Origin of the sequence: Streptomyces sp. HUAS TT7 (assembly GCF_051550175.1) — a bacterium.
Taxonomy (GTDB): Bacteria; Actinomycetota; Actinomycetes; order Streptomycetales; family Streptomycetaceae; genus Streptomyces.
Genome location: NZ_CP196175.1, coordinates 437,195 through 449,116 on the forward strand (window position 1 = coordinate 437,195; position 11,922 = coordinate 449,116).

The window sequence follows — 11,922 nt, forward strand, 5'->3', positions numbered from 1 at the left end:
GGGTGCTCCTCAACTCTCGCTAGAGGTTCGAGATTTCGGACAGCGTTCTGCATTTCGACGCCGGGGAGCATTCCGCCTTTCCCGCCCTCGCGTCAACACCCCTGGAACGGCTCGGAACGGTTCCCGTCCGACCCATTGACACCCTCGGCCGCACGTCATTACCGTCACGCCAGCATTTCGAACGCATGACGAAATATCGAACGTCACGGACAGCAGCCCCGGGAGCAACTGCCTTGCGAATCACGGGAATCAGCACCCACGTCGTCGGGACCCCCTGGCGAAACCTCAGCTACGTCCAGGTCCACACCGACGAGGGCCTGACCGGCGTCGGCGAGACCAGGATGCTCGGCCGCACCGACGCGCTGATCGGCTATCTCCGCGAGGCAGAGGCCAACCACATCGCGGGATCCGACCCGTTCGCGATCGAGGACCTCGTGCGGCGGATGAAGTACGGCGACTACGGGCGGGCCGGCGAGATCGTGATGTCGGGCATCGCCGTGGTGGAGATGGCCTGTTGGGACATCAAGGGCAAGGCTCTCGGCGTCCCGGTGTGGCAGTTGCTCGGCGGCCGGGTGACCGACCGGGTCAAGGCGTACGCCAACGGCTGGTACACCACCGAGCGCACCCCGGAGGCCTATCACAAGGCGGCACAGGCGGTCGTCGAGCGGGGGTACCGGGCGCTGAAGATCGACCCGTTCGGCACCGGCCACTTCGAGCTGGACCGCCAACAGTCCCTGTACGCCGTCTCGTTGATCGAGGCGGTGCGGGACGCGATCGGTCCGGACACCGAGCTGATGCTGGAGATGCACGGCCGCTTCTCGCCGGCCACCGCCGTGCGCCTGGCCCACGAGCTCGCGCCGTTCCAACCGGCGTGGCTGGAGGAGCCGGTACCGCCGGAGAACCTCAAGGCGCTGGCGAAGGTCGCGGGCAAGGTCGACATCCCGATCGCGACCGGCGAGCGCATCCACGACCGGATCGAGTTCCGCGAGCTCTTCGAGTCGCAGGCCGCCGACATCATCCAGCCGGACGTCGGCCACATCGGCGGCATCCTGGAGACCAGGAAGCTCGCCGCGACGGCCGAGACCCACTACACGCTGGTCGCGCCACACAACGTGGGCGGCTCGGTGCTCACCGCGGCCTCCCTCCAAGTGGCGGGCTGCACACCGAACTTCAAGACTCTGGAACACTTCAACGACTTCGCGGACGCCGAGATCAAGAAGGTGGTCAAGGGCGCCCCGCAGGTGGTCGACGGCTACTTCGAGCTGCCGGACGCGCCGGGTCTCGGCGTCGAGCTCGATGTGGACGCGGCGGCCGAATTCCCGCAGCAGCAGGCCCGGTTCGATCTGTGGGCCGAGGGCTGGGAGAAGCGCGACCCGTCCGGGGCGCGGGGATGAGCAGCCGCGCGATCGTCGTCGACGCGCCGGGGCGCCACCGCCTGGTCACAGGCGAGCGCCCCGAGCCCGGCCCGGGTGAGGTCGTGGTGCGGGTCGCCGCCGCCGGGATCTGCATGAGTGACCGCGAGGTGTACGACGGCCACCGCGACCCCGGCTACGTGCGCTACCCGCTCACGCCCGGCCACGAGTGGGCCGGGACCGTGGAGGCGGCCGGGCCGGGCGTGGACCCGGGACTCGTCGGGCGCAGAACGGTCGCCGAGGGCTTCCGCACCTGCGGCACCTGCGAGCGGTGCCGACACGGCGAGACTTCGCTGTGCACGGCTCCGTACGCCGAGACGGGGTTCACCCACCCCGGCGGCTTCGCCGACCATGTGGTGGTCCCGGCCCGGCTTCTGCACCCGCTGCCCGACGACGCGGACCTGAGCGCCGCCGCCCTCCTGGAACCGGCCGCCGTGGTCGCCGGCGCCGTACGGGCCGGCGCGCCCGAGCCGGGCGAGCGGATCGCGGTGCTGGGCGCGGGCACCCTGGGCCTGCTCGCCGTACAGCTCCTGGCGAGCTACTCCCCCGCCGACCTTGCGGTGATCGACCCCCGCTTCGAACGGGCCGAGCTGGCCTGCCACATGGGGGCGACCGAGGCCCGCACCCAGGAGCTGTCGCACGACGTTCGCGGCCGCTTCGACCTCGTGGTCGAGACGGCGGGCGCACCGTCCACCGCCGCCGATGCGACCCTGCTCGCCCGGCGCGGCGGCCGGGTCGTCCTCACCGGAATGTTCGCGCCGGGCGCCACCGGGATCGACCCCGTCCACCTCTCGCTGAGCCAGCTCACCGTACGCAGCGTCTTCGGCGCCTCGTCGGCGGCGTGGTCCTTCGCGGTGCGGGCGTACGTCACCGGGCAGCTCGACCCGGCGGCGCTGATCACCCATGAGTTCCCGCTCGACCGGTACGCGGACGCGCTCGCGCTGGTGGGCGGAGGCGACTCGAAGACCGGAAAGGTCCTGCTGCGCCCGTAGACCACTGCTTCCTGCCCCATGGCGTCCCGCCACATGGGTTCGCGCCACATAACCCCCGACCACACGGCTCCGCGCCACATAACCCTCGACCACATGGGGCGCGGCCACATAGCCACCGACCACACGACCTCCCACCCCGCAGCCCCCCCCATCCCATCCCCTCGTACCCAATGACCCGAACCATGTTCGATATACCGAACAAGCCCGAAGGCCCGCTCACGCAAGGAATCCCGCCTGTGACCGACACTTCAGCCCCCTTTCTCACACCCGCGGGACCCCGCCGCCCCGGCGAGCGGGCCCTCACCGCGGTCGGCCTGGCCGCGCCCGCCGACAACCCCGCCGACTCCTCCCCGCACGTCTTCCCCGACGGCGGCTCCTGGCGCACCGAGATCCCCTCCGTCGAGGGCCCCGAGGCGCTCGCGATCGTGCTCAAGGAGTCCTCGCGGCTCGACGTGCCGGTGCACCGGGTCAGCCAGGGCAGTGGCGTGTGGATGCTCTCCGACGCCGAGATCACCGAGATGGCCGAGGCCTGCGCGGAGCGCGACATCGAGCTCTGCCTCTTCACCGGGCCGCGCGGCACCTGGGACACCGGCGGCTCCACGCGTACCGCCTCGGGCGGCGCGGGGCTGCGCGCCCGGGGTCACGACGCGCTCGCAGGTTGCGTAGAAGACGCCCTGCGTGCAACGGAGTTGGGCGTCCGGTGCCTGCTCGTGGCCGACGAGGGCGTGCTGTGGACCCTGCACCGGCTGCGCGAGCTGGGCCTGCTGCCCGCGGACACCACCCTCAAGGTCTCGGCGCTGATCGGCCCGGTCAACCCGGCGTCGGTCTCGGTGCACGAGCGGCTCGGCGCGGACTCCGTGAACGTGCCCTCGGATCTGACGGCCTCTCACTTCACCGAGATCCGCCGGGTTTCCGGCGTTCCGCTCGACCTCTACATCGAGGCGCCGGACGACCTCGGCGGCTATGTGCGGATGTACGAGGCGGCCGAGCTGATCCGCCGCGCCGCCCCGCTGTACCTCAAGTTCGGCCTGTCCAGGGCGCCCGGCATCTACCCGTACGGCGCACATCTGCGGGACGCCGCCCTGGACACGGCGCGCGAGCGCGTGCGGCGCGGCCGGCTCGTGCTCGACCTCCTCGCCCGGCACGGCGCCGACGGCGGCATGTCCCCGCTCGGCTCCCGCCTCCCCGGCCCCCTCAACCGCTTCTCCTTGAAGGACTGATGACCATGCGCCGCATCCGCAGAGCAGCACTCGCCCTCGTCGCCGGCTCCCTCGCCCTCGCGCTCGCCGCCTGCGGGCAGAGCAGTGAGGGCGGCAGCAAGGACACCAAGAAGGGCAGCAAGGGCTCCACCATCGGCATCGCGATGCCGACCAAGTCGTCCGAGCGGTGGATCAACGACGGCAACAACATGGTCAAGCAGTTCCAGGACCTCGGCTACAAGACCGAGCTCCAGTACGGCGAGGACAACGTCGACCAGCAGGTCGCCCAGATCGAGAACATGATCACCAAGGGGGTGGACGTCCTGGTGATCGCCGCGATCGACGGCCGCGCCCTGAGCGACGTCCTGAAGCAGGCCACCGACCAGCACATCAAGGTCATCTCCTACGACCGGCTCATCCTCGGCTCGCCGAATGTCGACTACTACGCCTCCTTCGACAACGAGAAGGTCGGCGTACTCCAAGCGACGTACATCATCGACAAGTTGGGGCTGAAGGACGGCAGCAAGAAGGGCCCGTTCACCATCGAGCTGTTCGCCGGGTCGCCGGACGACAACAACACCCGCTACTTCTTCCAGGGCGCCCTCAAGACCCTCCAGCCCTATCTCGACAAGAAGCAGCTGGTGGTCCGGAGCGGGCAGACGAACCTCAACCAGGTGACCACCCTGCGCTGGGACGGCGCCACCGCGCAGAAGCGCATGGACGACCTGCTGACCAAGGCGTACTCCTCCGCCCGCGTCGACGCTGTGCTCTCGCCGTACGACGGGATCTCCATCGGCATCCTGTCCGCGCTGCGCTCCGGCGGCTACGGGACCGCCGCCAAGCCGTATCCCGTGGTGACCGGGCAGGACGCCGAGGTGGCGTCGGTGAAGTCGATCATCGCGGGCGACCAGACGCAGACCGTCTACAAGGACACCCGGGCGCTCGCCAAGCAGGCCGTGCAGATGGCCGACGCGGTGCTGAACGACAAGACGCCCGAGGTCAACGACACCAAGACGTACAACAACGAGAAGAAGGTCGTGCCGTCGTTCCTCCTCAACCCGGTCAGCGTCGACAAGTCCAACTACCAGTCCGTGCTTGTGGACTCGGGCTACATCAAGGCGAGTGACCTGAAGTGAGCGCACCCGCACATGAGGCGCCGCCTGTCCTTGAGATGCGCTCCATCGTCAAGACGTTCCCCGGCGTCCGGGCGCTGTCCGACGTGTCACTGACCGTCACCCCGGGCGAGGTGCACGCGATCTGCGGGGAGAACGGCGCGGGCAAGTCGACCCTGATGAAGGTGCTCAGCGGGGTTCATCCGCACGGGAGTTACGAGGGCGACATCCTCTTCCAGGGCGAGTCCTGTGCGTTCAAGGACATCCGGGCCAGCGAGGCGCGCGGGATCGTCATCATCCACCAGGAACTCGCGCTCGTGCCCTATCTGTCGATCGCCGAGAACATCTTCCTCGGCAACGAACACGCCACCCGAGGGATCATCAGCTGGCACGAGACGCTGAAGCACGCATCCCGGCTTCTGAAGCGCGTGGGCCTGAGCGAGCATCCGGGGACCCGGGTCGCGGACATCGGCGTCGGCAAGCAGCAGCTGGTGGAGATCGCCAAGGCCCTCTCCAAGGAGGTGAAACTGCTCATCCTCGACGAGCCGACGGCCGCGCTCAACGACGACGACAGCGCCCATCTCCTCGCCTTGATAAGGGAGTTGAGAGATCATGGCATCACGTCGATCGTCATCTCGCACAAGCTGAACGAGATCGCGGCGGTCGCCGACTCCGTCACCGTCATCCGTGACGGCCGCACCATCGAGACCCTCGACGTGAGGGATCCGGCCACGACCGAGGACCGGATCATCCGAGCCATGGTCGGCCGCGACCTCGACCACCGCTTCCCCGACCGCACCCCGTACGACGGCGATCCCGGCGCGCACCCCGCCCTGGAGGTGCGGGGCTGGACCGTGCACCATCCCATCGACCACCAGCGCAAGGTCGTCGACGACGTGTCCGTGCAGGTGAGGCGGGGCGAGATCGTCGGCATCGCGGGCCTGATGGGCGCCGGCCGCACCGAGCTCGCGATGAGCCTGTTCGGCCGCTCCTACGGGCGCAACATCAGCGGCTCGGTGTGGAAGGACGGCCGCGAGATCCGGACGCGGACCGTACCGGAGGCGGTGGGCCACGGCATCGCGTACGTCACCGAGGACCGCAAGCAGTACGGCCTCAACCTCATCGACACCATCGCCCGCAACATCACCACGGCCGCGCTCGGCCGGGTGTCGCGGCGCGGGGTGGTCGACGAGCACGAGGAGCGGCGGGTCGCCGAGTCGTACCGCACGTCCATGAACATCAAGGCGCCCACCGTCTTCGAGCAGGTCGGGCGGCTGTCCGGCGGCAACCAGCAGAAGGTCGTGCTCAGCAAATGGATCTTCGCGGGGCCCGATGTGCTGATCCTCGACGAGCCGACCCGGGGCATCGACGTGGGTGCCAAGTACGAGATCTACACCGTCATCGACCGGCTCGCGGCTCAGGGCAAGGCCGTCGTCTTCATCTCCTCGGAACTCCCCGAACTGCTCGGCATGTGCGACCGCATCTACACGATGGCGGCCGGCCGGCTCACCGGTGAGGTGCCGCGTGCCGAGGCGACGCAGGAAGTGCTGATGCGCCACATGACCACGAACAACATGACCACGGACAAGAGGTAGTCGCCATGGGTCCGGTCACCACCGACACCCCCAGGAGCGCCCCGTCGGCGCCCGCTTCCCCGCGCCCGGCGCCCGCCGCGCTGCTGCTTGGCGCGGCGCGCCGCAACATGCGCCAGTACGGGATGCTCGTCGCGCTCGGCCTGATCGTCGTGCTGTTCCAGATATGGACCGGCGGGGTGCTGCTCAAGCCGAACAACGTCACCAATCTGGTGCTCCAGAACAGTTACATCCTGGTGCTCGCGATCGGCATGATGATCGTCATCATCGCGGGCCACATCGACCTGTCCGTGGGCTCGTTGGCGGCGTTCGTGTCGGCCGCGTGCGCCGTGATGATGGTCGAGCACCATGTGCCCTGGGTGCTCGCCCTGGTCGTGGCGCTGGCCATCGGGGCGGTCGCGGGCGCCTGGCAGGGGTTCTGGATCGCGTACGTCGGAATACCGTCGTTCATCGTCACGCTCGCCGGGATGCTGCTGTTCCGCGGCGGCACCCAGATCCTGCTCGGCTCGCGCTCGCTCGGCCCGTTCCCCGACGGCTTCCAGAAGATCTCCACGGGCTACCTGCCGGCGGTCGGCCCGGACACCAACTACCACAATCTGACACTGCTGTTGGGGCTCACCCTGATCGGGGTCGTCCTTGTCCAGGAGGTGCGGTCCCGGCGGCGCCAGCGGGCGTACGAACTCGATGTGCTGCCCCAGGGCCTGTTCATCGCCAAGTGCGTGGCGATGGTGGCCGCCGTCCTCGCCTTCACGATGACGCTGGCCAGCTACCGCGGTGTCCCGGTGGTGCTGCTCCTGCTCGCGGCGCTGCTCATCGGGCTCGGTTTCGTGATGCGCAACGCGGTCGTGGGGCGCCATGTGTACGCGCTCGGCGGCAACCAGGCGGCGGCGAAGCTCTCCGGCGTCAAGGACAAGCGGGTCACGTTCTGGGTCTTCGTCAACATGGGTGTCCTGGCGGCGCTGGCCGGCGTCGTCTTCGCAGCCCGCCTCAACGCGGGCACGCCCAACGCGGGCGTCAACTTCGAACTGGAGGCCATCGCGGCCTCGTTCATCGGCGGTGCGTCGATGAGTGGCGGGGTGGGCACGGTGTTCGGCGCCATCATCGGCGGCCTGGTGCTCGGCGTGCTCAACAACGGCATGTCCCTGGTCGGCATCGGCACGGACTACCAACAGGTCATCAAGGGGTTCGTGCTCTTGGCCGCGGTCGGCTTCGACGTCTACAACAAGCGCAAGGTCGGTTCATGAGTCCCTCGGATCTCCCCCCTTCCGGATCTCCCTCAAGGAGTCGCTCCATGAAGACCAGCAGACGTACGGTACTTGCGGCAGGCGCCGCCGGTCTGGCCGCTACGACAGCGCTCGGCGCCGGAACCGCCCAGGCCGCACCGCGCCGCTCCCCCACCAGGAAGCACTTCGGCACCCTGGCCGACGGCACCGCCGTGGACCTCTGGACGGTCAGCAACGGCGGAACCCGGCTCCAGGTCCTGTCCTGGGGCGGGGTGATCCACTCCCTCGAAGTCCCGGACCGCGACGGACAATTGGCGAACATCGCCCTCGGCTTCGACAACCTCGCCGACTATGTCGCGAAGAGCCCGTACTTCGGCGGCCTCATCGGCAGATACGGCAACCGCATCGCGGCGGGACGGTTCACGCTGGACGGCCATACCTACCAACTCCCCCTGAACGACGGGGCGAACAGTCTGCACGGCGGCACCCAGGGCTTCGACAAGCGTATGTGGCGGGTGGAGCCTTTCACGCGCGGCCCGGAGACCGGGCTGGTCCTGAGCCGGGTCTCCCCCGACGGCGAGATGGGCTACCCCGGCACCCTGAGGGTCCGCGTCACGTACACCCTCACCGCGCGCGGCGACTGGCGCATCGACTACGAGGCGGCCACGGACCGGCCGACCGTCGTGAACCTGACCAGCCACACCTACTTCAACCTGGCGGGCGAGGGCAGCGGCTCCATCTACGACCACACCCTGGCACTGGCTGCCGCCCGCTACACCCCCGTCGACGCGGGCCTGATCCCGACCGGCGAACTGGCCCGGGTGGCGGGCACGCCCTTCGACTTCCGGCGCCCGAAGCCGATCGGCCGGGACATCCGCGCCGGTGGCGAACAGCTGGTCCGCGCGAAGGGATTCGACCACAACTGGGTGCTGGACAAGGGAATTTCAACCTCCCCCGCCTACGCCCTGACCCTCACCGATCCGTCCTCCGGCCGGGTGATGCGGATGCACACGACCGAGCCTGGCCTGCAGTTCTACTCCGGCAATTTCCTCGACGGCACCCTGGAGGGCACCTCCGGCCGCACCTACCGTCAGGGCGACGCCCTCTGCCTGGAAGCCCAGCACTTCCCTGACTCGCCCAATCACCCGTCGTTCCCGTCGACCGTACTGCGCCCGGGCACGACGTACCGCACATCGACGCTCCATTCGTTCTCGACCCGCTGAAGGCTCGACACCACACGCATGTGCCCCACAGGAATTCCCGTGGGGCACACAGCATTTGATGATCCATCATCCGGCGAAGGGAGTGGCGGGCAGCCCGCGCCCCGCCCCCGGAAGTACGAGCACCGAACCGGCGAGGGGGGGCGGTGCGGCCTGCCCGGCGCGGGCGGTGGTGATGTACAGATCGGTGAGGTCCGGGCCGCCGAAGGCGCAGGCGGTGGGGCGCCGCACGGGCAGCTCCACGACCTGGTCGAGGCCGCCGTCGGGCGCGTACCGCCGGACGGCGCCGCCGTCCCACAGCGCCACCCAGACGCCGCCTTCGGCGTCCACGGCGAGCCCGTCGGGAAACCCGGCACCGGCCTCGACCGAGGTGAACTGCCGTCTGTTGTGGGCGAGTTGGCCGTCGAAGTCGAACACATCGACGGTCCGGGTCGGGGTGTCGATGTAGTACATGAACCGCCCGTCCGGGCTCCAGCCGGTGCCGTTGCTGACGGTCACGTCGCCGAGGATCTCGGCCGCGCCGCCGTCCGCGGCGATCCGCGTCAGGGTGCCGCCGCCGGGCGCCTCGTCGTAGCGCATGGTTCCGGCCCACAGCGCCCCGTCGGGAGCGACGGCCGCGTCGTTGGCGCGCCGACCGGCCACGGGGTCGTGCAGCAGCCAGCGGAATCCGCCGTCGGGGCCGTACAGTCCGACGCCGTCCCGCAGGTTGACGACGAGGCCGCCCCCGGCGCGCGGCTTAGCCGCGCCGACGTGCTGTTCGGTGGCCATGACCGTACGGCGGCCGGCGGCCGGATCGTAGGTGTGGATGCGTGAGGAGAGGATGTCGACCCAGATCAGCCGCCCGGTCGCCGGGTCCCACGTCGGCCCCTCGCCGAGCTCGGCCCACTCCCGTACCGCGAGCTCGTACCTCATCGCGCACCCCGGTGGCCGAGCCGTACGGAGAGATCGCCGGCGCCCTTCCGGGCGAGTTCGGCGAGCTCGGTCTCGCGGTCACCGTTCCACCTGATCACGGGTACGGAGATGGAGAGCGCGGCGACCACTCGGCCCGTGCTGTCCTTGACCGGCGCCGCCACGCAGCTGACGTCGGGGTTGGACTCGCGGTGCTCGAAGGCGGTCCCGCGGGCGCGGATCTCGGCGAGCGCGGTGCGCAGGGCGGCGGGGTCGGTGATGCTGTCGGGTGTCATGCCGACGAGTTCGCGGCCTTCGAGGCGGGCGTCGAGCTCGGCCTCGGGCAGCGTGGCGAGCAGCATCTTGCCGACGGAGGTGCAGTGCGCGGGCAGCCTGCGGCCGGCGGCGGAGACCATGCGGACGGCGTGGGTGGAGTCGACCTTGGCGATGTAGATGACGTCGACGTCCTCCAGTATCGCGACGTGGACGGTCTCGTCGCAGGTCTCCGCGACCTCGCGGGCCACCTGCTGCCCCTCGGCCGCGAGGTCGAGCTGCTCGGCGTAGCGGCTGCCGAGCTGATAGGTGCGTACGCCGAGCCGGTAGCGGCCCGGCTGTTCGGGTACCGGCGCCAGGTAGGAGCGGACGGCCAGGGTGGTCAGCAGCTCGTGGACCGTGGTGCGGGGCAGCCCGAGCCGGCGCGTGACATCGGGCGCGGAGAGGCTCCCCTCGCTCTCCAGGAAGAGCTCCAGGACGTCCAGCGCCCTGGTCACCGCGGGAACCAGTCGGCCCATGCTCGGCCACCCACCCTTCTTGTTCGAAACTCCGGCCGTCGACCGGAATGACGAACACAGGCTAACCACAGGGGTGTTCACCGGGCAATGGGCCCGCGGCTACGGCTCGGCTCACCCCTACCGGCCGAGGCGGCCGGGCAGCTCCTTCGGGGGAGCATCCGGGCTCTGTGTCACACGGGGGTGACCTCCACCGGAAGCCGCTTGATCCCGTTCACGAAGTTGGAGCGGACCCTCGGGACCTCCCCGGCCAGGCGGATGTCGGCGAGGCGCGGGATCAACTCCTCGAACATGATGCGGACCTCGGTCCGCGCGAGCAGGTTGCCCAGGCACAGGTGGGGGCTGCCCTTGCCGAAGGTGACGTGGTCGTTGTCGGCGCGGGTCACGTCGAAGGCGTACGGGTCGGTGAAGACCCGCTCGTCGCGGTTGCCCGAGGCGTACCACATGACGACCTTGTCGCCCTCCCTGATCCGCTTGCCGCCGAGTTCGACGTCGCGGGTCGCGGTGCGGCGGAAGTGGTAGACGGGCGAGGCCCAGCGCAGGAACTCCTCCACGGCGCCCGGGACGAGGGAGGGGTCGCGGCGGAGCCGGTCGAGCTGTTCGGGGTGCTGGATCAGGGCCAGCATGGTGTGCGAGATGGCGTGCCGGGTGGTCTCGTTGCCCGCGACGACGAGCAGCAGGAAGTAGTTGTCGAAGTCCTGGGCGCTGAGCGGGATGTGGTCGCGCGGGGTCTCGTTGACGAGCCGCGAGACGAGATCGGTGCCGTGGCCGCCGCGGCGTTGCCGGGCGAGTTCGCGGCCGTACTCGAAGACCTCGATGGAGGCGGGCGAGCGGAACGGCAGGTCCCGGTACTGCTCGCTCTCCGCGCTGTCGAGGAGCACGTCCGCGTAGTCGGGGTCGGTGTGGCCGATGATGCGGTTGCCCCAGTCGATGAGCCGCCGGTTGTCTTCGGGCGGCACGTCCAGGAGCCGGGCGAGGACGTTGATGGGGAAGTCGGCGGACACGTGCTCCACGAAGTCGAAGGTCTTCCTGGGCAGCGCCGCGTCCAGGGTGGTCGCGGTCAGGCCGCGCAGGAAGTCGGCGTAGCCGTTGATCACGTTCTGCCCGAACTGGCGCTGGAGCAGGCCGCGCAGCGCGCGGTGGCGCACCCCGTCCATTTCGAGGATGGAGGCCCGCTTCTTGATCTGGTCGTCGTCGAGCTCTTCGAGGTTGACGAACCGGGTGGAGGTGAACGTGTCGGCGTCCCGGTCGACGCGGACGATGTCCTCGTGGCGGGTCACCGCCCAGAACCCGGAGTTGGGGGCCGGCTCGGGCTGCCAGTGGACGGGATCCTGGTGGCGCAGGGTGTGGAACATGCGCCATGGGGTGATGCCGTCGGTGAACCGGTCGAGGTCGGCGAGGTCGACGTCGTCGAGGGACATCGGGTCGTACGCGGCGGGGTTGGCATCGGCCATGGGGGCTCCTTGAGCGGGTGGTCCGCGCGGTGGGGGCGGCCC

General features: G+C 69.7%; 10 protein-coding genes. 7 read left to right on the plus strand and 3 right to left on the minus strand.

Annotation, left to right across the window (positions count from 1 at the left end):
• Nucleotides 1–233 precede the first annotated feature (233 nt).
• The 7 genes from ACSHXC_RS02105 to ACSHXC_RS02135 all read left to right on the plus strand — a co-directional run bounded on the left by ACSHXC_RS02105 (nt 234) and on the right by ACSHXC_RS02135 (nt 8,753).
• Nucleotides 234–1,394, plus strand: a complete 1,161-nt coding sequence (locus ACSHXC_RS02105; RefSeq protein ID WP_438289859.1) for a mandelate racemase/muconate lactonizing enzyme family protein — start codon at nt 234–236, stop codon at nt 1,392–1,394.
• Nucleotides 1,391–2,404: a zinc-dependent alcohol dehydrogenase gene (locus ACSHXC_RS02110; protein ID WP_438289860.1), complete on the plus strand. Its 1,014-nt coding sequence runs from the start codon at nt 1,391–1,393 to the stop codon at nt 2,402–2,404. Before ACSHXC_RS02105 ends, ACSHXC_RS02110 begins: the two co-directional genes overlap by 4 nt.
• A gap of 236 nt (nt 2,405–2,640) precedes the next feature.
• On the plus strand, nt 2,641–3,624 hold the full coding sequence (locus tag ACSHXC_RS02115) for a hypothetical protein (protein ID WP_438289861.1): 984 nt from the start codon (nt 2,641–2,643) through the stop codon (nt 3,622–3,624).
• On the plus strand, nt 3,624–4,739 hold the full coding sequence (chvE, locus tag ACSHXC_RS02120) for a multiple monosaccharide ABC transporter substrate-binding protein (protein WP_438289862.1): 1,116 nt from the start codon (nt 3,624–3,626) through the stop codon (nt 4,737–4,739). The genes ACSHXC_RS02115 and chvE overlap by 1 nt, the downstream gene beginning before the upstream one ends.
• Entirely contained in the window at nt 4,736–6,310 is a 1,575-nt protein-coding gene (gene mmsA, locus ACSHXC_RS02125) for a multiple monosaccharide ABC transporter ATP-binding protein (RefSeq protein ID WP_438289863.1), read from the plus strand. The genes chvE and mmsA overlap by 4 nt, the downstream gene beginning before the upstream one ends.
• Nucleotides 6,311–6,315: 5 nt before the next feature.
• Entirely contained in the window at nt 6,316–7,551 is a 1,236-nt protein-coding gene (gene mmsB / locus ACSHXC_RS02130) for a multiple monosaccharide ABC transporter permease (protein WP_438289864.1), read from the plus strand.
• A gap of 47 nt (nt 7,552–7,598) precedes the next feature.
• Nucleotides 7,599–8,753, plus strand: a complete 1,155-nt coding sequence (locus ACSHXC_RS02135) for an aldose epimerase family protein (protein WP_438289865.1) — start codon at nt 7,599–7,601, stop codon at nt 8,751–8,753.
• Nucleotides 8,754–8,819: 66 nt separating this feature from the next.
• Here the strand turns inward: ACSHXC_RS02135 and ACSHXC_RS02140 are convergent, their stop codons facing one another.
• The 3 genes from ACSHXC_RS02140 to ACSHXC_RS02150 form a co-directional block, all read right to left on the minus strand.
• The gene (locus ACSHXC_RS02140; protein WP_438289866.1) at nt 8,820–9,662 is read right to left on the minus strand and encodes an SMP-30/gluconolactonase/LRE family protein; all 843 of its coding nucleotides are present in this window, start codon (nt 9,660–9,662) and stop codon (nt 8,820–8,822) included.
• Nucleotides 9,659–10,429, minus strand: a complete 771-nt coding sequence (locus ACSHXC_RS02145; RefSeq protein WP_438289867.1) for an IclR family transcriptional regulator — start codon at nt 10,427–10,429, stop codon at nt 9,659–9,661. Before ACSHXC_RS02145 ends, ACSHXC_RS02140 begins: the two co-directional genes overlap by 4 nt.
• Before the next feature lie 170 nt (nt 10,430–10,599).
• Complete coding sequence (locus tag ACSHXC_RS02150; protein ID WP_438289868.1) at nt 10,600–11,880, minus strand: cytochrome P450; 1,281 nt, start codon at nt 11,878–11,880, stop codon at nt 10,600–10,602.
• Nucleotides 11,881–11,922 lie beyond the last annotated feature (42 nt).